General features: G+C 45.8%; 18 protein-coding genes and 2 pseudogenes. 17 read left to right on the forward strand and 3 right to left on the reverse strand.

Translation table 11 applies throughout. The features are described from left to right. The first annotated feature begins 97 nt into the window (after positions 1 to 97). From AC3D28_RS19915 to AC3D28_RS19955, 9 genes and pseudogenes are all read left to right on the forward strand, one after another. Entirely contained in the window at positions 98 to 598 is a 501-nt protein-coding gene (locus AC3D28_RS19915) for a PTS sugar transporter subunit IIB (protein ID WP_488536887.1), read from the forward strand. Between the two features lie 54 nt (positions 599 to 652). Further along, a pseudogene (gene agaW / locus AC3D28_RS19920) lies at positions 653 to 1439 on the forward strand (PTS N-acetylgalactosamine transporter subunit IIC). After that, positions 1423 to 2313 (forward strand): PTS system mannose/fructose/sorbose family transporter subunit IID, encoded by an 891-nt coding sequence (locus AC3D28_RS19925; protein ID WP_488536863.1) that lies wholly within the window; start codon positions 1423 to 1425, stop codon positions 2311 to 2313. The pseudogene agaW and the gene AC3D28_RS19925 overlap by 17 nt, the downstream one beginning before the upstream one ends. A 53-nt stretch (positions 2314 to 2366) precedes the next feature. Beyond that, on the forward strand, positions 2367 to 2804 hold the full coding sequence (gene agaF / locus AC3D28_RS19930) for a PTS galactosamine/N-acetylgalactosamine transporter subunit IIA (RefSeq protein ID WP_488536864.1): 438 nt from the start codon (positions 2367 to 2369) through the stop codon (positions 2802 to 2804). Between the two features lie 2 nt (positions 2805 to 2806). Beyond that, a pseudogene (gene nagA / locus AC3D28_RS19935) lies at positions 2807 to 3963 on the forward strand (N-acetylglucosamine-6-phosphate deacetylase). Positions 3964 to 3975: 12 nt separating this feature from the next. After that, the gene (gene kduI, locus AC3D28_RS19940) at positions 3976 to 4806 is read left to right on the forward strand and encodes a 5-dehydro-4-deoxy-D-glucuronate isomerase (RefSeq protein WP_488536865.1); all 831 of its coding nucleotides are present in this window, start codon (positions 3976 to 3978) and stop codon (positions 4804 to 4806) included. Positions 4807 to 4907: 101 nt separating this feature from the next. Next, complete coding sequence (gene kduD / locus AC3D28_RS19945) at positions 4908 to 5672, forward strand: 2-dehydro-3-deoxy-D-gluconate 5-dehydrogenase KduD (RefSeq protein WP_488536866.1); 765 nt, start codon at positions 4908 to 4910, stop codon at positions 5670 to 5672. A gap of 12 nt (positions 5673 to 5684) precedes the next feature. Next, positions 5685 to 6761, forward strand: coding sequence for a glycoside hydrolase family 88/105 protein (locus AC3D28_RS19950; RefSeq protein WP_488536867.1), 1077 nt, complete (start codon positions 5685 to 5687; stop codon positions 6759 to 6761). Positions 6762 to 6996: 235 nt separating this feature from the next. Next, the gene (locus AC3D28_RS19955) at positions 6997 to 7698 is read left to right on the forward strand and encodes a carbohydrate-binding family 9-like protein (RefSeq protein ID WP_488536868.1); all 702 of its coding nucleotides are present in this window, start codon (positions 6997 to 6999) and stop codon (positions 7696 to 7698) included. 56 nt (positions 7699 to 7754) lie between these two features. Here the strand turns inward: AC3D28_RS19955 and AC3D28_RS19960 are convergent, their stop codons facing one another. The 3 genes from AC3D28_RS19960 to AC3D28_RS19970 are packed head-to-tail and all read right to left on the reverse strand — an operon-like array spanning position 7755 to position 13877. Beyond that, positions 7755 to 10946, reverse strand: coding sequence for a chondroitinase family polysaccharide lyase (locus AC3D28_RS19960; RefSeq protein WP_488536869.1), 3192 nt, complete (start codon positions 10944 to 10946; stop codon positions 7755 to 7757). 35 nt (positions 10947 to 10981) lie between these two features. Beyond that, positions 10982 to 11749 carry a polysaccharide lyase family 8 super-sandwich domain-containing protein gene (locus tag AC3D28_RS19965; RefSeq protein ID WP_488536870.1) on the reverse strand — a complete coding sequence of 256 codons (768 nt, stop codon included), beginning with the start codon at positions 11747 to 11749 and terminating at the stop codon, positions 10982 to 10984. Between the two features lie 49 nt (positions 11750 to 11798). After that, positions 11799 to 13877 carry a chondroitinase family polysaccharide lyase gene (locus AC3D28_RS19970; protein WP_488536871.1) on the reverse strand — a complete coding sequence of 693 codons (2079 nt, stop codon included), beginning with the start codon at positions 13875 to 13877 and terminating at the stop codon, positions 11799 to 11801. Positions 13878 to 14041: 164 nt separating this feature from the next. Here AC3D28_RS19970 and AC3D28_RS19975 point away from each other — a divergent pair, with 164 nt between their 5' ends. The 8 genes from AC3D28_RS19975 to AC3D28_RS20010 all read left to right on the forward strand — a co-directional run bounded on the left by AC3D28_RS19975 (position 14042) and on the right by AC3D28_RS20010 (position 22783). Continuing rightward, positions 14042 to 15268, forward strand: a complete 1227-nt coding sequence (locus AC3D28_RS19975; protein WP_488536872.1) for an anaerobic sulfatase maturase — start codon at positions 14042 to 14044, stop codon at positions 15266 to 15268. Positions 15269 to 15278: 10 nt separating this feature from the next. Continuing rightward, positions 15279 to 16874 (forward strand): sulfatase family protein, encoded by a 1596-nt coding sequence (locus AC3D28_RS19980; protein ID WP_488536873.1) that lies wholly within the window; start codon positions 15279 to 15281, stop codon positions 16872 to 16874. An 89-nt stretch (positions 16875 to 16963) separates the two neighbouring features. Then, positions 16964 to 18448 (forward strand): DUF2264 domain-containing protein, encoded by a 1485-nt coding sequence (locus AC3D28_RS19985; protein ID WP_488536874.1) that lies wholly within the window; start codon positions 16964 to 16966, stop codon positions 18446 to 18448. 88 nt (positions 18449 to 18536) lie between these two features. Then, on the forward strand, positions 18537 to 19391 hold the full coding sequence (locus AC3D28_RS19990; protein ID WP_488536875.1) for a tagatose bisphosphate family class II aldolase: 855 nt from the start codon (positions 18537 to 18539) through the stop codon (positions 19389 to 19391). 106 nt (positions 19392 to 19497) lie between these two features. Next, on the forward strand, positions 19498 to 20454 hold the full coding sequence (locus tag AC3D28_RS19995) for a sugar kinase (protein WP_488536876.1): 957 nt from the start codon (positions 19498 to 19500) through the stop codon (positions 20452 to 20454). Position 20455: 1 nt separating this feature from the next. Further along, a complete protein-coding gene (locus AC3D28_RS20000; RefSeq protein ID WP_488536877.1) occupies positions 20456 to 21100 on the forward strand; it encodes a bifunctional 4-hydroxy-2-oxoglutarate aldolase/2-dehydro-3-deoxy-phosphogluconate aldolase in 645 nt (214 codons plus the stop codon). 5 nt (positions 21101 to 21105) lie between these two features. Beyond that, positions 21106 to 21696, forward strand: coding sequence for a DJ-1/PfpI family protein (locus AC3D28_RS20005; protein WP_488536878.1), 591 nt, complete (start codon positions 21106 to 21108; stop codon positions 21694 to 21696). Positions 21697 to 22141: 445 nt separating this feature from the next. After that, complete coding sequence (locus AC3D28_RS20010; RefSeq protein ID WP_488536879.1) at positions 22142 to 22783, forward strand: RpiB/LacA/LacB family sugar-phosphate isomerase; 642 nt, start codon at positions 22142 to 22144, stop codon at positions 22781 to 22783. Positions 22784 to 22854: the final 71 nt, after the last annotated feature.

Raw genomic sequence — 22854 nt, forward strand, 5'->3', positions numbered from 1 at the left:
CAATTACACCGGATAATCCCTGCCCAACGGGCGAAGTCAACCGTGTCGTGTAAGGCGTGACCATCCACCAATTTGAAGAATAACTGAGGGTTTCAATATTATGTCTGCGAATATCGTATGGTGTCGAATCGACGAGCGTCTATTGCACGGTCAAGTGAAAATCACTTGGATGCCTGCCTCTGGCGCCAACACTTGTATCGTGTGCAACGACGATGTGGCCGAAGGCCCAACGGCTGATTTTTCTCAAGCGGCGATGCGCGCTTCAGCCGGCGGTGAGTTCAAAACCTCGTTTTACTCCGTCGACAAGCTGTGTGCCATTATTGGCAAAGCCAAACCAGAGCAAAAAATCTTCATCGTATGCTCAAACCCAACGGATGTGGCACGTCTGATTGAAGGCGGAGTACCAATCAAAAACGTGAACGTGGGCAACATGCACTTCCACGAAGGTAAAAGACAAATCACTAAAACCGTTTCAGTCGATGACAAGGACATTGCCGCGTTTGAGCGCATAGCGGCATGCAATGTGGAATCCACTATCCAAAACACGCCTGACCAAGATCCGGTCGAGGTGTTAGAGCTGGCGACAGCGAGCGCGTAATTTTCAACCGCCGAGATAGGGAAACCTATCCCGGCTCTGATTAAGGAAGAGAGAATGCTATTTGAAGCAATGCTTGTTGCGGCGTGGGCGTTCCTGTGTGGTATCGACGAATACGATGTTGCCTTGAACATTCACCGTCCGCTGATCACCGGTCCGGTTATCGGTCTTATCATGGGTGATCTTGAATTGGGTCTGATGACTGGTGCGGTCCTTGAATTAGCGTGGCTTGGCTTAGTGCCAAACGCGGGGGCTGAGCCGCCAGATGTGACCATGGGGACGATTGCCGCGGTGGCGTTTGCCATCATGACTAACCAATCCCCTGAAATTGCGATGGGTGTGGGCATGCCGATCGCAGTTATGATGCAGATGTTGATCATCGGTTTCTTCGCTATGTCATCGTTTGCCATGGGTAAAGCGGACGACTGCGCCGAGCGTGGTGATTCTCGCGGTATTGACTTCTTATTGATCAGCATTTTGACCGCTCGTGCCACCATGTACTTCAGTGGTCGCGTTCATCACAGTTTACTTTGGTGAGCACGCGGCGCAGTGGATTGATGAAAACGCACCAACCATGCTACTCGAAGGTTTGGGTATCGGCGCGAAAATGGTACCAGCTATCGGTTTTGCCATGCTTCTCAAAGTGATGTGGAACAAAGAAATGGCGGGGATCTTCTTCATTGGTTTCGTGATGACCACGTATCTGAAACTGCCAATCATGGCGGTGGCAGTACTCGGTGGCTCAGCCGCGGTCCTTTACTACTTCATGACTGGCAACCAAGCCGAAACAGTCGCAAGCAATAACTCTGTGCAAAGTGAGAATTACGATGACGACGGTATCTAATATAGACACACTTCCAAAAGAAGCGGAGCAAGCAGAACGTTTCACTGACGAGATAGATGCATACCAAGACAGCGAAGTGCGTAAAGTCATCACCAAGCGTGAGCTTGTGATGTGCGCGCTACGTGGTCTGTTCATGGAAGGCAACTTCAACTTCGAACGTATGCAGGCTGGCGGTTACGCGTACTCAATGATCCCAGCGCTGAAAAAAATTCACGGTAACAACAAACGTGACTTTTCGACTTCGATGAAGAACCACCTTCAGTTCTTCAACAGCTCGCCAAAACTGTTCACCTTCTTGCTAGGCCTATCGGTGGCGATGGAAGAGAACAAAGAAAAACCAAGCACCATCAACGCCGTAAAAGTGGCGGGTCTGGGGCCTTTAGGTGGGATTGGTGATGCACTTGACCATATGACGCTAATGCCATTGACCTTGGCTCTGGGCGCCGCGATTGCCGCTGATGGGTCTATTGCTGGTCCGTTTGTGTTCTTCGTTCTTTACCAAATCCCACACTTCTTAGCGTATTTTGGTTTGATGTTCCTTGGCTATAACGCGGGCGCGAAAGCGATGAGCGCTATGAGTGGCGTGACCGAGAAGTTAGCGCGCGCCGCCAATATCATGGGTCTGTTTGTGATTGGGGCCTTGACGGCCACCTTCATCAAAGTCAATACCACGTTAGAGCTCGAGATGGGCGGTAAAGCGGTATCGTTACAAGCCGACTTGTTTGACAAAATCATGCCGAACCTACTGCCACTGGCATTGGTGTTCTTCATGTTCAAAATGGTGCGCGGCAAAGGGTTCTTTGCTAAACCACCGGTACTGATTTTTGGCACGCTTGCCTTTGGTGTCGTAGGCCATTACCTCGGTATTCTCTAAGTTTGACCAAAGGGGAGGTGCGTACTTCCCCTTGTTTTTTTAAGGAATTTTACATGATTGGTATTGTTGTTTCAGGCCACATCAATTTCGCAACCGGTATGCAGTCGGCATTCCAAGCCATCGCGGGTGAGCAAGAACAGTTTAAGTTCGTGGACTTCGTAGAGTCGATGTCTACCGACGATTTGGAAGCCGATTTACGTCAAGCCGCTCAAGCGGTCCACACGGGTGATGGGGTTCTGTTTTTGTGTGACGTTGTCGGTGGCTCACCGTGCAACCGCGCGATGAACATCATGCTCGATACTCCAAGCGTGGAAATCATTGCCGGTGTGAACTTAGCAATGATTGCCAATGCCGCTTTTGAGCGTGATGGCAGCAACTTAGATGATTTGGTAGAAACGATCTTGGAGATCGGCGGTTCTACGATGCAATCCATGCGTCAGGCTATCGCGAAAATCAGTGCGACCACGGTTGACGACGACGACGGCCTGTAATGATGCGTTTTGCTTTATTAGCCGACAAAGTGTTCACTCCTCAAGGGGTCGAGCTCGATAGGGCGGTTATCGTCAATGGCGGTAAAATTGAGTCGGTCACGAAGACTGTGCCTAGTGACTGCGAGGTCATTCGCCTTGAGGGCCAATCTTTGATGGCAGGCTTTGTCGACATTCACATTCATGGTCGTGCTGGCTGTGATGTGATGGATGCGACGCCTCAGGCGTTGCAAACCATCAGCGATGCCTTGCCAGAAAACTGGCGTTGTCGCCTGGTGTGGTACCACCGTGACCGCGCCCATGGATGAAATCCAAGCCGCGCTCCGTGGCGTGAAATCGTTCATGCAACAAGAAAAGCAAAGCGGCGCGGAATTGGTGGGCTCTTTCTTAGAAGGACCATATTTTACCGAACCGTTCCGTGGCTCCCATCCCACGCGATTTTTAAAAGCGGCCACATTAGATGAACTTGAGCAGTTAAAAGCCACGGCCGGTGATAGTTTACTGCGCGTCGCTTTAGCACCGGAGTACGAAGGATCGATGGCGGTGATTGACTGGTTAGTGGCGCAGGGGATCAAAGTCAGCGTGGCGCACACCAGTGCCACATTTGAACAGGTGACCGAAGCGCATCAGCATGGTGTTGACTGTGGCGTGCATTTATTTAATGGCATGTTGGGGTTGCATCACCGTGAGCCAGGTTGTTCTGGCGCGGTGTTATACCACGATATGCTGGCCGAAATCATCGCCGATGGCGTGCACGTCAATCCGGTGATGATGAATCTGGCGTACCGTATAAAAGGACACGAGAAAATAGCCCTGATCACCGACTGTATGCGTGCCGGTGGCATGCCAGACGGGGATTACGTGTTAGGTGCGCAAACCGTCACCGTTACCGACGGCAACGCCGTGACTGAAGACGGCTCCTTGGCTGGGAGTACCTGCAGTCTGGATAAAGCCTTACGTACCATGGTGTTTGATGCCGGGGTTCCCCTTTGGGAAGCCGTGCAAATGAGCACCTTGGTACCCGCTGCGTTACCTAGGGCTCGACCACCGCTTGGGGTCGATTGCCGCAGGTTTCGATGCCAGTTTGGTCGTCATGGACGATCAACTGCGCGTTCACCGCACCTTAATCCAAGGGCAGTGGGCATTTGAAATTAAAGAATAATGAGGTTTCCTAATGGATATTCGTCAACCCATTCACAGTACACACGCGAAAACGCTCGATACCGCTGAGCTGCGTGAACAGTTTCTTGTCGATTCGGTATTTGTGAGCGGTGAGATAACACTGACCTATTCTCACATCGATCGCATCATCTTTGGTGGGATTGTACCCATGCAAAGTCCGCTTGCTTTAGCCGCGGGTAAAGCGTTAGGTGTGGAGTACTTTCTGCAGCGTCGTGAACTGGGTCTGATCAACCTCGGTCAAGCGGGTAAAGTTACCGTAGACGGCGAAGTATATGCCATTGCCCCGCGCGAAGCCCTCTACATTGGTATGGGCGCCAAAGACGTCACGTTTGAAAGCGTTGATGCCAGTGCTCCGGCGCAGTTCTATATGAACTCCACCCCGGCGCATCATGCGTACCCAACGCGCAAAATTACCCTAGATGAGGCGGAAAAGGTCACTCTGGGTAACGCAGAAAACTGCAACGTGCGCACCATCAATAAATACCTCGTCCCCTCGGTACTGCCAACGTGTCAGTTGACCATGGGCCTGACCCAGCTGCATCCGGGCTCATTGTGGAACACCATGCCATGTCATACGCACGAGCGCCGCATGGAAGTGTACTTGTACTTTGATATGAGTGATGACAACGTCGTGTTCCACTACATGGGTGAGCCAACTGAAACGCGTCACATCGTGATGCGCGAAAAACAAGCCGTAATTTCACCAAGTTGGTCTATTCACTCTGGCGTGGGGACGGCTGCCTACTCATTTATTTGGTCGATGTGTGGTGAAAACCAGACCTTTGATGACATGGACCACGTAGCCATGTCAGATCTACGATAAGTCCGGCTTTGCCTGACTTCCATTCTTGATATCAATACAGGCTCTCACGCTCATCCCTCGATGACAACCGAGCTTGAGAGCAATTTTAAAGGAAACACATCATGAAAATATTCGATTTAACTGGAAAAGTCGCGATTGTAACGGGTTGTGATACTGGTCTGGGCCAAGGTATGGCAGTGGGCCTGGCGAAAGCCGGCGCTGACGTGTTAGGCATTGGTTACGTTGACGCACCAGAAACCAAAGCGATGATCGAAGCCGAAGGTCGCCGCTTTGAATACATCAACGCCAACCTGATCGCCAACTCAAGCAAGGCCGCGCTGACAGAGATCGTCGACCAAGCGGTTGAAACCATGGGTCGCGTTGATATCTTAGTCAACAACGCGGGGATCATCCGTCGTGAAGACCTAATTGATTTCTCAGAAGAGAACTGGGACGACGTGATCGCCATCAACCAAAAAGCCGTCGTGTTCCTCTCTCAAGCGGTGGCGAAACACTTCATCGCGCAACAGTCAGGCGGCAAAATCATCAACATCGCCTCCATGCTGTCGTTCCAAGGCGGTATCCGCGTGATCTCTTACACGGCATCAAAATCGGCCGTCATGGGCATCACTCGCGCATTGGCAACCGAGCTGTCTGGTCACAACATCCAAGTCAACGCCATTGCCCCAGGTTACATGGCGACCAACAACACTCAAGCCCTGCGTGCTGACGCTGAGCGCAACCAAGCGATCTTAGAGCGTATTCCTGCGGGTCGTTGGGGTCTGCCAACGGACATGCAAGGCCCGGTCACCTTCCTCGCTTCAGAAGCCTCAAACTACGTCACTGGCTACACCCTCGCGGTCGATGGCGGTTGGCTCGCTCGCTAATAAGGAGTCGACATGACACTGAATAAAGCGCAGGTACTGGATCAGATGAAACGCGTTTATCGCTATCAAGCGGCGAACCAAACGCGCAGCGTGATCCGCCGCAGCGGCGCCACGCGCTTCATCAAAGACACCGACTGGGAGCGCGGTGTCTTTTGGTCTACCGTCGCCGCCGCTTGGAAAGCGACCGAAGACCAAGAGTACCTTGACGGGGTGATGAACTACACCCTGCACACCGGTTTTCGTACTGGCGCGTTCCCGCGCTTCGCCGACGACCACGTATGCACACAGGCGTACCTAGACGTGTACCCAACCGTTAACGTACCAGAAGCACTTGAGCCGACCATCAAAGCGTTGGACATCATGGTCAACGATCCGAAACCGGGTCACCGCGACTGGTGGTGGGTGGATTCCCTATTCATGGCCCCGCCGGCGTTTGCGGCACTGTCGCGTGAAACGGGTGACGACAAATACGTCAACTACATGCACACCGCGTTCTGGGACTCGGTGAATCACCTGTACGATGCTGACACGGGTCTGTATTACCGTGACTACCGTTATATGCCAACCGAAGTGGGGCAAAAGTACCGCAACGAATTTGGCGATGGTGGCAGCGAGTTTCGTGAAGCCAATGGTGAAAAAGTGTTTTGGTCACGAGGTCTTGGCTGGATGCTCGCCGCCGTGCCACGCATCCTCGAGCGTTTGCCAGAGCACTTTGACGAGCGCGAGTGCTACCGCACCTTATTCGTTAACCTGGCCAAAGAAGTGGTGAAATACCAACACGACGATGGCTTCTGGCGTGCCAGCTTATTGGATCCGGACTCGTTCCCGGCACCAGAATCGAGCGCGACCGCGCTGTTCACTTTCGGTCTGTCGTGGGGGATAAACCAAGGTTTTCTCGATGAAGCTATTTACCTGCCAATCGTACAAAAAGCGTGGGCGGCGTTAGAAACGGCGATTCACGACAACGGCATGATTGGCTGGGTACAGTTGCCGGCGTTTAACCCGCGTGATGTGCAGTTTGAGCACAATATCGATTACGGGGCTGGGGCGTTTATTTTGGCGGCGATTGAAGTGTCGAAGCTGGCTTAATTACGCAGCACTGACGGGAAAGAGAGAGCGGCGCCAATGGCGCCGTTTTTTTATGGTATTGAGTTTTAATTAATATTGAAATTATATCTTTCTTTAGCCAGGTAATTTTATTAACGGAAATGATGGGAATATATTTTATAGACTCGTTCAAAGTTTTAAAAATTACTTGTTGATAATTTTTCATTATAATGTGAAATATATTTATCTTTACTATGTAAATAATTTAGGAATGTTTATGAAAAAATTACTCGCAATTACGATTGCTTCTGTTTTTTTCTCTTCAGCTGCTTATTCAGGCGACACTTATTTGATTCAACATGTAGATAAGTCGCCTGTTATTGATGCAATTGAAGCAGATAGCGCTTGGGATAAAGCGGAAACACTGACTCAGTTCACATTCCCTTGGGATACTAAATTAGCCCCAGCGACTGAGTTTAAAGCCGTGTGGGATAATGAAGCAATTTATTTCCGTTACCGCGTAAGTGATAAACATGTCACTATTGGTGAAGGTGAGCGAGGTGCTTTGGATTCTGACCGTGTTGAAATATTTTTGGCAAAGAATAATGGGCTAGAAAAATATTATACGATGGAAATTGATGCTGAAGATCAAATATATAGTGCAGTAGGTGTTTTTGATGCAAAAATTAACAAGCGAACTTCTTTAGTAGAATACAAATGGGAAGGAGTTAAAACCAGTTCTAAATTAACCGATTATGGTTACTTGGTTGAAGGTTCTATTCCAATTAGCACATTAACGAATATGCAACTGTGGCAAAATAAAGATAAAACAGAACTTATTTGTGCTCTGATGCGTGCTGAGTTTACTAAGACAAAAAGTGGTATCGATATGGGTTGGATTGCTTGGAATGATCCCAAACTTCCAAAACCTGCGTTCCATAACCCAAAACCTTTTGGTACCTGCAAACTGATTAAATAGCGAGATAGAAGATAAAAAAGCGCCAAAATTGGCGCTTTTTATTAGTCTCGCTTCATTTAACGTTGGCGGCGGAATAATCCCAATAATCCTAATCCAAACGTAAGCAATAGTGATGTAGAACCACCACTGTCACCTGAGGATGGTAATGTTGGTACTGTCGGTTCCTCCGGATCTACCGGGAGTGACGGTTCTAATGGTGTAAGTGGTAAATCAGGTTCTACCGGTTGTGTGGGAGTAGATGGTTCTAGTGGGATCAGAGGTATACTCGTAGTCGTTAGCGTTACCTCTTGTGGTATGGCAAAGTCACTGGTCAATGTCACCATTGTGTCATTTCCTGAGATCGCGGCATGCGCTTCACCGGCCGAAAGTTGCCATTTTCCTTTTATTGTATAAGTGATTTGGACGGGATCAGGGCCGGTTGTTAGGTCTGGTCTTAGTTGATTATCTACATCTTTCTGGTAGTTAAGATCCAGTGATGCACCTGATAACACCATTTTTTGCTGCAATTCATCTACGCGAAGTAGTGTTTGAGACGGCTTGTTTACATGAATGAGATAACCTTGATTAAAGGTATTATCCCCAAAACTGGTGTAACCAAAGAGGTTGGATTCTGTGTCTTTCACAACTTGAAGCATTTCATTACTTTGTAATGTCTTGAAACGTGGTTGCGCTTTAAATGATGTAACTAGTTGCGCCATTTCTTGTGGTGTGGTTTCCATCACCATAATGTATTCGTACCGATTGTTAATCGGTGCAACACCATGGTCTATCCAAGCGCTCGAGAAGTTACCTTTGGTTACCGCTTTGGTTTTATTATGCTTTGAAGTTTGAGCTCCGCGATAGACCTTTACCGGATCAGTATTAACAAGGTAGTAACCCACATTGTTGTCATCGACAATCCAATCTCCTGACTGTAATGTTTTGTTTAGCATACTACCCGTGTAAGAAATACCATTAATATTTATCCCTTTTCCTGAACGTATTGCTAACTGAAAGAGGGTAGTTTCAGTGCGATTTTTGCCATCCAGATTACTGATGTTATTACCCGTTAAGTAGATAAACTTCTCCGAGCCTAACGTATGTTTGTTCATCTCAAAGCTTGGCTCAAAACGACTTAAATTTTGCGGAGCTTTATGTTTAAAACTAAATAGAGTGTATTGATTCTCTAACGACGTCGCGCCTGAATACCCCTCATCAGAGCGCACCATCAGGGTAGAGGAACGCGGACTTTCAAGCTCGTCGATTGGCAAATGAATCGTCGTTGATCCTGGGTTGCGGTTCCAATCCCAACCCTCTTGTTCGTAACCATGAGCAACAGGATCGCCATGAGGAATGACATGCACTGAGCCGTGTGATTGGTAACGACCATAGCGGTTATCGTTGGTGTAGATTTCTGAAGACCAAACGTCTTGGTTATACCCCTTGAACACCGCCATACGCTCCCCCATTCGGTGAACGGCAAAGGCGCCTCCGTTAAAGGACCAACTACCCTCAGGCAAGATTGCCGGGGTAATAGATTGACCAAAAATAGCCACACTTTGAGCGGCACTTTTGTTGGTGATTGCCAGGTAGATACTCGCTAGCTCTTTATTTAGCGTTGGGTAGCTAAGGGCAACATTTTTCATGCTTTCAGCAAAACTTTTTACTGATAACCCTGTAAATGGGTGACGACCTGCGATACCTAAAGGCACCGTCGGATTGGTGTAAATCCAAGCGGAGATCATGGCTTTTTTAATCGTATCGAGAGCTCCGGTGTTGAAACCAAACTCATCACCTTTCATTAGATAAGCGAGATCACCGATGCTGCTTAAGGCAGGAAAGGCATAGCCTGGATAGTTGCCTTTGTGTCGCCATGCGGTACCGTCAGGTCGAAAACCATCATTGTAGCCCGGAGGATTGCGATCAATGGTTGCAGAGAGGAACTTAGCGTACTTATGCAGCAGGGCGACTTTTTCTTTCTCATTTGGGTTGAGTAATATCATCGCCAGGTTTTGCTGCGACAGGGTATTGAAAAAGTCCATATCCGTACTGCTTGGAGTGACATTCATTTCAAAACCACGATCGCGGAATTCACGAGAAAACCACAGTAAAGATCGGTAGGTCTTATTTAGTAGACCAGCTTCACGTAGCGGATCTTCCATCAACAATGCAGATAGGTACCACCAACGACCGCTGTAACCCCAGTGGTGGGTTGTGCCTAGCGCACTACCATCGACGAAGCCTTGGTCGAACATATGCTCCGTCATAAGGATGTACATTTCAGCAATGCGATCTTTGTTCGCAAGAGGGTTTTGATACGCCTTAGCCAGATTAAACATTAACTGAGCATATCCCGTAATTTTTGTGTTGTATTTATCACCTTCACCAAGGAGGGCATACTCATCGAAGTCTACTTTATCTTGACTAGAGAGGTACTTCGGTTGGTAAGGTGTTTGTTGCGGGTCGGTAATAAGATGGCGACCTGTAATCGTGCCATCAGGTTGTTTTGTAATATTAAATTGATTGAACTTGTTTTCTAAACCAGAAATGTTAGTACTGCCCGTCCCGATCTTTTGCATGAATCTGGTTTTAATTTGCTCGATGGCGGCCAGTTCTGCGCTCGTAGCCATTGGCAAACTTTCTGGTAGGCCGAAATTGATTTCTTCGACAGGGTAACGCGTGGTGACTTGATCATCACTCCACTGATACCGACTGTCATCAATGGAAACCATAATACGGTCAATATATAAATTACCAGAGCCAGTGCTTGGCGCACTCAGCATGATTTGGCCAAATTTGTTTGGAACCGATGGTGTGAAATCATTGTTTAGTGACAAAGTCACATTACGCCAACCAGTGAAGTTTAAATTAATGGTTGTTCTACGAAGGTAAGCACCATCAGGATTGGCTAACGTCAGTGTGGCAGGAGAGGCGCTTGGCGTTTCGTTATACAGCCAAAAAGAAATAATTTGCGTGGCTGAACTACCGTAGAGTGCACGCGCTTCGGCATCCGTGTAACGGGTGAATGTTTTACTAATAACTAGATCTTCACTGGCTTTCCACTGCCATAGGAGTGATTGTTCACCTAAGATAGCACGCCTATTACTGACGGAGACCGTGGTGGCGTTACTATTAATCCACGTTGGTATGCTGCTTTCTTCAAAGCTAAGAATCGTTGGCGTAAGAGTAGCAAAGGCATTTTGTGCCATTAAAGCACTTGAAAGTAACAGTGTGACTTTGCTTAAGGGTAGGAAGTTTGCTGTTTTCATCGAAGTATCCAAGTGAGAAACATGTCTCAAGTCATTTAAATCTGTTGCGAAGGTTTGATTTCAAACTCGGTGGCGGCGCCAAATAAGCTCGGAATCGTCACTAAGGTTGTGTTATCGGTGTAATGATGAGTAATGGAGTGGTCTATCTGCCACTTGCCACGTAAAGTCAATTCAATGATGACCGGTTTGTTAGGTGCGGTGGTTGGTCCGTAGGCCCATTCTTTTACGAGGTTTAAATCCATGGCGGAGACACTGAGTTTTACGTTTCCATTTGCTAGTTTTTGCGTTAAAACTTGAGCTGGCTGGTTGATGTCTTGAAGTACACCATGGTGAAAATGGGCTGCGCTAAAAGCACTGTACCCATATAAGTCATTCACTCTAACAAGATGATGCTTATTACTCGTCTCTATGATTTCGCTAGGAATTGTGGCCACAACACTAGTTGGGTTTTGATAACGCTGCGCTAACTGCTTCATTTCCTCGGTTGTGGCATTCATCACCACCACATATTCATAATGGGCGTCAGTTGGGTTCACTCCGTGATCGATCCAAGCGGTAATGAACTCACCTTGAGTTGCTTTTTTTGTTTTGTTATGGCGTGAATACTGTACGCCGCGAGTCACTCGGACTGGATCCACATCAAGAAGCAAGTAACCCGCATTATTGGCGTCAATAAGCCAATCGCTATTGCTCAGTGTGATGTCTAAGTTGGTGTCCGTGTGCAGATGGCCATTTATATTGACGCTGCTCGCTTTGTCGTGTGTCGCCAACACATGCTTATTAGCACGGAATGTTGAGTCCAAGTGGGGGTATTTACGCTCAACGTGTTTGTGACTAAAGATGGTGTGTTTTTTAATATAAAGAGGTAGCGGCGCTTTTGCCTTCCTTTGAATACATCATCAAAGAATCACGGGTGAAACTTTCGAGCTTATCTAAATCGACTTTGATTCCGGTCGCGCCTGGGTTACGAGCCCAATCCCAACCGTTTTGTTGATAGCCGTGCACTTTTAACTCGCCATAAGGCATGACATGGACACTGCCATTGCTTTGATAACGGCCGTAACGATTGTCGCGAGTGTAAATTTCAGAGCTCCACACTACATCGTTATACCCTTTCATGAAGGCCATCTGCGTTCCGTGTCGGTGCACGGCAAACGCCCCACCATTGAAAGACCAACTTCCCTCGGGTAACACGGTAGGTGCGATGATTTTACCAAAGTGTTTTTGACTTTTTTCTTGTGGTAATCCTCTGATTTGCAGATAAATCGAAGCTAACTCTTCATCAAGTTGAGGGTAGCTTTTAGCTAATAGCTTCATGCCTTGCGCGTAACGTTTAACGCTTAAATCATCGAAAGGGTGACGTCCTGAAATACCCATGGGCACCACAGGATTTGAATAAATCCAACCGGCGATCATGGCTTTTCTCAGTTTATCTAACCCTGGTTTTTGCACCGCAAACTCAGTACCGTGAAGGGCGTAAATCACTTGCGCGATATGATCAAATCCGTGAAATGCATAATTGGGGTAATGCCCCATATGGCGATAGGCGGTACCATCGTCACGAAGTCCATCAAAAGACGATGGCGGTGTTTGTGCTAACGCTTGGGTGATAAAACGGCCAAATTTACCCATCAAGGCAACACGTTCTTTTTCATCTGGGTTGAGTAAGATGAGCGCTAAATGCTGGCGCGATAAAGTATTGAAGTAGTCTAAATTTGAGCTTTGCGGTTTTATTTCCATATCAAAGCTGGCTTTAAACTCGCGCGCGTGCCAAAGCAAAGCGTCATAGACTTCTGGCAGCAAACCGTCCTGCTCCAACACATCTTGCATCAACAACGCAGAAGAGTACCAACCTCGTGATGAATAACCCCAGTGATGGGTGCTGACTAGACTGCTGCCTTTTGCAAAACCTTGGTCAATCAAATGTTTGCTCATGAGGAGGTACATTTCTGATAGCGTCGTACGCTCTTGCGCTTTTTTTGTTTTCACATAACGACTAGCGATATCAAGCATGAGATCGGAGTAACCTAGGTGTTTAATTATCCCGAACTGGTCTTTCTTTCCTAAAATTGCGTACTCTTTGAAATCTTCTAGATCGTGAGAAAGAAGATAACGTGAGTTATAAATAACTTGCTGCTTATCAGTGAGAATATGCCGACCACGGATCACGCCATCGACTTCTCGTATTTGGTAGTCTTCAAATTTAGTTCGTAGAGTAGGAAGTTTGATGTTGCTGTCTGCGAGTAATTGGATGGTTCTTTGTTTGATAACCTTCAGCGCTTGAGTTTGTTGCTCGGTAACATCGGGTAAAGAGGTAGGCAAGCTAAAGTCGATCTCTGGAAAACGACCGTTCATTCTATTTTTGACGTGATAATCCGACCACTGATAACGACCATCATCGATAGAAAACATTACTCTATCAATAAATAGTTCACCAGATTCATGATTTGGTGCGACAAACTGAATCGTATCGAGCTCTTTAGTGACGGGTTGCTCAAAGTCACTATCCAAAGATAACCCAAAGGCGCGCCATCCTTTAAAATTCAGATCAATCGCTTTTTCACTTGGACTATGGCCTTGCTTTGAAAGCAACAAGGTCATCGACTGTTCTAACGGTGCCTCGTTATAGATCCAAAATGAAATGACTTGGGTCGCTTTCTTGCCAAACGCCTTTTTTGCTTGTTTGTTAGTGTAGCGTTGGATGCGCTTGTTAATGGTAAGGGTATCGCCAGTTCGCCATTTCCAAAGTAACGATTGCTCGCCCATAATTGCGCGCTTTTTACTTATCTCGCCATGGCTAACAAACACAGGTACCGTGGGCTCTTCGAAGCTGATAATGGTGGATTGCAGTGGTGAGGTATTGGCATATGTAAAAGGAGCCGATACTACACTAGCAATAATAAACACAGACCTTAGAAAGAACGCTGACATGAATTAACACCAATTATGCTTACACTTTCTTTTATATTGCTATAAATGCTTTCGTATAAGAATTAAAAACTTTTGTTTTATTTCGCTTTGTGATCTAAAACATTGGTCGTCGCTTCCATTTCACGTATATTCCCTGTTAAAGAACCGCTTCCGTGGAGGCCACAATGTCTAAAGGCAAACCCACACACTTTCACATGATGGCTAAGCCCGTCAGTTACCGTTGTAACTTGAAATGTGACTACTGTTTTTACTTAGAAAAAGAAGACACCATTCACACGCCGAGTTCAGGTAATCAAGACCTGATGAGTGATAGTGTGCTCAAACGTTATGTTCGCGATTACATCGATTCTCAAGATGCCGATGTGGTTGATTTTGCTTGGCAAGGCGGAGAGCCGACCTTGGCTGGATTGGATTTTTTTAAAAAAGTGGTTCAGTTTCAAAAGCAGTTTGCCAACGGAAAAACTATCCACAACAGCTTTCAAACCAATGCAATTGCCATTAACCGCCAGTGGGCGGAATTCTTTGCTGAAAATCGTTTCTTGATTGGCGTTTCGGTCGATGGCACAGCCGATATTCACGATAAATATCGCGTATCGATCAATGGTAAACCGACTTTTGAACGTGTTAAGCAAGCGATCGATTTGCTTAAAGAGTACAACGTCGAATTTAACACCTTAACCGTCATCAATGATGAAAACTGGGACAAAGGGAAAGAGGTGTACCATGCATTAAAAGATCTCGGCTCTCAGTTCCTGCAGTTTATTCCTATCGTCGAAATTCGCCCAGAATGCAACAAAGGAGTGCAATCCTACTCACCGGTTGAAAATGCCGAGTTAGCACCTTTCTCCGTACCTGCCGAAGGCTACGGCAAGTTCATGGTCGACGTCTTTAACGAGTGGATTCTCAACGATGTGGGTAAGGTATACGTGCGTATGTTCGACAGCATTTTAGCTTGCTGGATGGGACATTCTGCTTCGGTCTGTGTCCAGGCTAAAAACTGTGGTCAGGCGATGATAATCGAAGCCAATGGCGATATGTACTCCTGTGACCACTATGTTTACGACGACAATCGCCTCGGAAACATGATGCAGACGAACATCAAACAACTAGCTTTAAGTAAGCAGCAACGGAACTTTGGTCTTGATAAATCCAGAACACTAACCAGTGAGTGTCTGAATTGTAATGTTCAAGAGCTGTGCTACGGCGGTTGCCCAAAACATCGCATCAATGTCATTGAAGGTGAGCATCATCGTCAGAACTATTTATGCCCATCTTACAAAGCGATTTTCACACATACAGCGCCTGCAATGCATCACATGTCAGAAGCTATCCGTCGCGGTGGCTTCGCCTCTGATGTTATGCCGATGATGGCGCAATTTTACAACCGTTAAGAGGTTAATCATGTCATTTAAAAAGAGCGTGCTTGCAGGGATAGTTGGGGCTGCATGTATCGCGGCGCCAATGCATACCATTGCCGCAGACGAGCAACCTAACGTACTCGTGATTGTCATGGACGACTTGGGTAAACAGCAGCTTGATTTTGCGATGGGTGAAATCGAAAAAGAAGTGCTGAAGAAACGTTTTGTCTCTGATCGTTATAAAGTCGATTTCGACAAAGCTTATGACGCGGCAAAACGGGCCATGCCTAACGTGACGCAACTGGCGAAAGAAGGGGTAAGCATGACCAATGCTTACGTTGCGACGCCAGTCTGTGGCCCATCACGCGCAGGGATTTTAACTGGACGCTTCCCACACAGCTTCGGTATCTACAGTAATGATGACGCACACCATGGTGTGCCACTTGATGTCACAATGCTTCCTGAGCTGTTCCAGGAAAATGGTTATGCCACAGCAAATATTGGTAAATATCACAACGCCAAGATCACCAAAACCAAGGTACCTGAGAACCAAAGAACGCGTGACTACCACGATAATGAAATCTCAAAACCTGAAAAAGGTTTTTTCCCTAATGATCGCGGCTTTGATTACTCATACTCATACTTTGCCTCTGGTGCTGCCGTTTACAACTCACCAGCCGTTTTCCGTAACTATGAGAACATCACCGCGTGGGGCTTCCTCACGCATAATCTGACCAATAAAGCGCTGAACTTCATTGATAAAGCTGAGAAAGAAGATAAACCGTTCTTTATCAATCTGGCTTACTCCGTACCGCATATTCCATTGGAACAGCCTGCTCCGAATAAATACATGAGTAAGTTCGATACGGGTAACGTGGAAGTCGATAAGTACTATGCGCACATCAATGCGTCTGATGAAGGTATTGGCCAAATTATCGATAAGCTAAAAGAAACAGGTGAGTACGAAAATACACTCATTTTCTTCTTGTCGGATAATGGCGCCGTGGGTGAATCTCCGATGCCTCGTAACGGCATGAACAAAGCATACAAAGGTCAACGCTACCGTGGCGGTGTTAACGTACCATTCATTGCACACTGGAAAGGTGTGTTACCAGAGCGCAGCACCAACGATACCTTAGTATCGGCCATGGATATTCTACCAACGGCATTGAGTGCAGCCGACATTGATATTCCTAGTGAGTTGAAAGTCGATGGCGTTGATATTCTTCCAACCATGAAAGGGGAGCGTAATAAGCCGCACCAATATCTATACTGGGCAGGCCCTCGTGCATTCCACTATGATGCAGAGAAAAACGACGCTTTCTGGTCACAGTACTGGGACTGGATCACTTATAAACAACCCAATGTAGAGCCAAGCCCTTACGTAGAACGCAAATCTCGCGGTGAGTGGGCGATTAAAGATCAAGATTGGTCCCTGCATTTTTATGATGATGGCAAGCATGAGTACGAGTTATATCACTACTCACAAGATGTGTCAGAGTCGCAAAACGTGGCAAAACAGCACCCTGAAAAAGTCAATGAGATGAAAGCCGCGTTTTATGAGTGGATCAAAACAAAACCCGCTCCAATGGGCTGGGGTCAAGACCGCTACCAAATTCTGACTGAGTCAGCGAAATAGTGGTCAAGTCTTCATTCCGTAATGAAGCCTTTGATTCAACGAATACAAAATAAAGGCTCCTTAAAGGGGCCTTTTTGTGTAGGTACTCTATGAAGAAAGTCATTAAAACCACAGAAAGACCGGTCATTCCCTATGAACATCCAGACTTGGCACTTTATTGGCGGACGTTTCGCCAACACATAAGCAAACTACTGCGCAGTAAAAAAGCATTTACTAAAAACGACGCTAAAATTCAAAAAATATTTAGCGACACATCGTTAAGCCTTAAGTCCCAGTGTGAACATTTCGCTGACTATATTGCCGAAGCCTTTGCTTACTACAGTGTCGATGATTTTACTCACGCTTATTACCCTGGAATGCCTAGCCAGCAAGGTGCGCGCATGGATGCAATGGAAGGCTGTAGTCGCGTTTTACCGACGCTTGCCATCTGGGCAACGCAGCATCCGCTTGAACACAACGACCCGTTTTACGCGCGAAAGTTAGACGTCATTCGCTGGTTAAAACAGGCCTTTATTGCTGGTACAAACCCAAAACACAAAGGATATTGGGGAGCTCTCCAAGATTACGATCAGCGTACTTGTGAAAGTGCAGATCTTGCACTCGCGCTGTGGGCAAGCAAAGATCGCGTATGGGATACCTTTAATCAGAGCGAAAAAGCTCAAGTCATTACTTGGTTTGAGCAAGTGAATAATATTCAAGTCGTCGATAATAACTGGCATCTATTTCCTGTCACCGTTCAACTTGTCATCCAATCGCTAACAGGCAAAGAGAGTGTTGACACCTGGCGTTATGAACGAGTGAAAGAGTTTAACGTTGGCGAAGGGTGGTTTCGTGATGGCGCCAAAGGAAACTACGATTTTTATAATGCTTGGGGCTTTCACTACTCGCTGTATTGGATAAACCAAATTAACCCAGAGTTTGACCGAGATTACATTCGACGTAACCTGTGTGAATTCTCTAGTAAATTTCGTTACTTGTTCACACCGCAAGGCTTACCGTTTTTTGGGCGAAGTGCGTGTTATCGATTAGCTGCAACAGCTCCTCTTATTGCGACCCTTGACGTACAGAGCGACAGTAATGTTTCACTTAATTCGGGTGAGGTGAAGCGAGCGTTGCAGACTAACTTTGAATACTTTATTGCCAATGGCTCGCTTAAGAACGGTGTACCAACACAAGGCTTATTCACAAATGATGCTCGTCTTACAGACAATTACAGTGGCCCGGCGAGTAGCTTATGGTCGTTACGTGCTTTAAACATTGCGCTCTATTGTGGCGACCGATGCGGGCTATGGTTGGCTGAAGATGAGCTACTCGAAATAGAGAAAAAAGACTTTTCGTTTCGAATTTCTTCTATTGATGCTTTTATTACTGGATGCAAAAGAACGAAAGAGGTTGTAGTTATTTTTGAACAGGAATATACCCAAACTCAAACCCCAATGAGTCGACGTTTAGAGGCGCAAGGCGCCGTCGATAAAGGCAAAGAAATGGTGTTGGGAAGGGCCTTTAGACCTAAAAATAACCTTTTGAGAAAAGGAATTACGAGCTACAGCTCAAAAATGTCAAATTTTTTCTAGCACCATAAAACTGTGATCTCGATCTGTTAACTTTCAGCATCTTTCGGTTATACTTGCGAAAGTTATCGAAAGCTTAAAGGGTCTTATCATGTTTTTAGTTTCAACTCAGGATATGCTACGTAAAGCGCAAGAAGGCGGTTACGCGGTTCCTGCATTTAACATTCACAATCTCGAAACTATACAAGTGGTACTTGATACCGCGGCTGAAATGCGTTCACCAGTTATTCTAGCAGGTACGCCTGGGACTTATTCTTACGCAGGTACCGATTACGTGGTGAATATTTGTAAAGCAGCAGCACGCCGCTACCACATGCCTATTGCTCTTCACCTCGACCATCATGAATCAATGAAAGATATCCGCAATAAAGTTGAAGCTGGTGTTAAATCAGCAATGATTGATGGTTCGCATTTCCCGTTTGAAGAAAACATTAAGCTGGTTAAGCAAGTGGTTCAATTCTGTCACGCATGGGACTGCACAGTAGAAGCTGAATTAGGTCGTCTGGGTGGTATCGAAGATGATCTTGTTGTTGATGTAAAAGACGCTATGTATACAGATCCTACTGCTGCGGCAGAATTTATTCAGCGTACTGGTATTGATTCATTAGCGGTTGCTATTGGTACAGCTCATGGCATGTACAAAGAAGAGCCACGCTTAGACTTTGACCGTTTAGGGGAGATCCGAGCAAAAACAGACATACCTCTTGTATTACATGGTGCATCCGGCGTGTCGGATGAAGACGTAACTCGCGGTATCGAACTGGGTATCTGTAAAGTTAACGTCGCGACTGAGTTAAAAATCGCTTATGCCAACGCTTTAAAGCAGTACTTTATTGAAAACCCTGATGCCAATGATCCTCGACATTACAATGTCACACCGAAAGCAGCGATGCGCGATGTTATCATCTCGAAGATCAATGTTTGCCGTAGTGCAGATAAATTATAACCACCAATTTTAGCACGAAGCCTCACCCTCAGAGTTTATATTGTGCTTTACCGGTTGCGGTTTTCGGGTTCGCAATCGGTTTTTTCAATTTTGGGATACAACCTTAATGACGACATTTTCAAATAAGAAAGTTGCCATTCTTGGTGAATGTATGATTGAGCTATCTGGTCAAGCATTTTCCACCCAAGAGCAACGTTTTGGCGGTGACACACTCAACACAGCATTGTACCTATCACGTCTAGCACCAGAAATTCATCCAGCCTATGTTACTGTTCTTGGCGTTGATAATTACAGTAAGCATATGAAAGCAGCATGGGAAAATGAGGGCATTGACTGCTCATTAATCATGACTAATGAAGAGAAACTTCCTGCACTTTATGCCATTGAGCTTGCCGATGACGGAGAGCGCTCTTTTCAATATTGGCGTAATGATTCTGCAGCGCGCTACTTATGCCAAAATGAACACTACTCTTCAGTAATGAACTCTCTTTCCTCATTCGACCTTGTTTACCTTTCAGGTATCTCACTGGCGATTTTGCCAGAAGAAGACAAACAAATACTGCTCGATTCTCTTCATGTGCTCAAAGCGCAAGGAGTAAAAATTGCCGTAGATTCGAACTACCGACCTCGCTTATGGCAAGGTAAAGAGCATGCGACCCAATGGTTAGAAAAGCTCTACCGTTTAACAGATATCGCACTTGTCACCTGTGACGACGAAGCGTTGCTGCTTGGTGAAAGCATCAGCCCTGAAGCTCTCACCACTCGCTTACGTAATTTTGGTGTAAGCGATATGATTGTGAAGTTAGGTAAAGATGGTGCTATGTACAGCGATTCTGAACATAACGCTAATGTGGCAAAAGGTAACGTTATCACTAATGTGGTAGACACGACTGCAGCAGGAGACTCATTTAATGGAGGGTTCCTAGCAGCATGGGCAACGGGTCGTACATTAAAGGAATGTTGCCATTGGGGGAATAAGCTTGCTGCAGAAGTCATCCAGCATAAAGGCGCCATTATTCCAACAGAAAATACTCGCTATATCACCTCACTGATGAGTTTATAATATGAATACTAACGAAATGAACACTAAACTGCGTCAACTTCGTGTGATGCCTGTAATTCAAATTGAAAACGCAAAAGACGCACCATCGCTAGCTAAAGTTTTAGTGGAAAATGGACTACCCGCTGCAGAAATTACATTTCGTAGTGACGCAGCGGCAAAATCTATTAGTCTAATGCGTGAAGCATACCCAGAGATGATCATCTGCGCGGGTACCGTGCTGAATGCAGAACAAGCAAAACTTGCCATAGACTCTGGCGCAGACTTTGTGGTTTCTCCAGGCTTTAACCCAAACACGGTTCGTTACTGCTTAGAAAATAATATCCATATTATCGCTGGCGTTAACTCACCATCTCAAGTTGAGCAAGCGCTAGAAATGGGGTTGAATACTCTGAAATTCTTCCCGGCAGAAGCGTCTGGCGGTGTTGCCATGCTTCGTTCGCTCACTGGTCCATACAAAGGTCTAGAACTCATGCCAACAGGCGGTGTGAATATCATCAACCTAAGTAACTACTTAAGCATCCCTGAAGTAGTATGTTGTGGTGGTACTTGGATTGCACCGGCTGATCGCATCACAGAAAATGACTGGAATGTCATCGCTGAAAACGTACAAAACACGATCGAAACCATTAAGAAAATCGGAGCTTAATTAACATGGCAGATTCTCAAACTGTAGTGCCACGCGTTGCTTTATTACTTGCGGATGGCTTTGAAGATGCAGAAGCGGTGATCGTTATTGATATCCTAAGACGTTTAGACATTCACGTTGACGTTTTATCTTGTATGGAAACCACGGAACTAGCAACGTACTTCCATACGCGTATCACGGCGGATGATACGCTAGCGAACTGTTTCGATAATAACTACGATGCAATCGCAATGGTTGGCGGACCAAAAAATACTGACAATATGACAGAAAATGAAATGGTCCTTTCGTTTATTAAGCGTCATATAGAACTAGATAAATGGATCTGCGCGTTGTGTTCAGCTCCTGCAAAAGTACTGTCTAAGAATGGGCTGTTAGAGGGTCGTGAATACTCAACTGGTGACAACCTGATCAGTGCATTCCCAGACGGAAAATATGTGGACAAAAAAATCGTCGTTAATGACAAATTCATTACAGGTAAAGGTCTTGGTGTTGCGTTTGAGTTCTCGTTCACGGTTGCTGAAAAATTGCTACCAGAGAGTGTGGAGAAAGTAGACCACCAAGCAAACCATATTTATTTTGAATACTGGAAAAAGTGATTTGCCTGAAATATTTAAAATATTTTTTCAAGCAATCGCAGATATTCAACTGCTCATTGCACTCTTTAAAAGAGCGCTTGGTAGTGTTTTTAAACTTCAACGCAGAGACTGTGGGCCAATTCAAATAAGAGCATATAGCACTATCTTGCAAAAGGTAGTCAATTGATTTAACAACCAATTGAAGGCTCCTCTTTATGAGAAGAAGCTCTTTTAGGCTTTATAAAGTAGTAGTTTGTCATTTTCGTGCGACTTTTAGCCTAAGTAGAAGATAGAAAAGTATCGAAAGAAAATGAGTTATCGTGAACTTTCACGGTTCAAGGCAGACAAAGCGGTATAGGTTGTTGGATATGGGCGAATGATTTGGGTTTAAAATCGATACGACAACAACCCATCAACTTTAATACCAAAGGTTACTTAATTACTAATCAATGAGTTGAGATTAAAAATGAAAATTGCTTTAACCATGGAAAATAGCCAAGCGGCTAAAAATGGAATTGTTTTAACAGAACTTGAATACGTAGCAACACAAAGTGGTGATGAAGTATTTAACGTGGGTATGTGTGACGCCGAAGACAATCACTTAACTTATATTCATTTAGGTATTCAAGCCTCTATCCTTCTAGCGGCAAAAGCCGTGGATTTTGTATTTACAGGATGTGGTACAGGGCAAGGTGCTCTAATGGCTTGCAACGCGCACTCCAACGTTGTGTGTGGTTACGCTTTAGAGCCTTCAGATGCATTCCTATTTACCCAAATCAACAACGGTAATGCCTTATCACTAGCGTTTGCAAAAAACTTTGGTTGGGCTGCTGAGCTTAACGTTCGTGGTATTTTCGAGAAAGTGATGAAGTCTGGTTGTGAGCGTGGTCAAGGTTACCCTATAGAGCGTGCGATTCCTCAGCAACAAAACGCCGCAATCCTAAATGATGTAAAACAAGCTGTTGCGAAAGATTACCTAGAAGGTTTGAAAGCAATCGATGTTGAACTTGTTCGTACAGCATGTCGTGGTGAACGTTTCCAGAAATGCCTGTTTGAAAACAGTCAAGTTGATATAATTTCAGACTTTGTTCGTTCAATACTGAACTAATACCTCAGAGTAATCTGTATATACCCAAGTAACATCAAAACACTTGGGTAGTAATGAAAGACCAATCACTT

This window comes from Vibrio sp. TAP-3B (genome assembly GCF_057784735.1).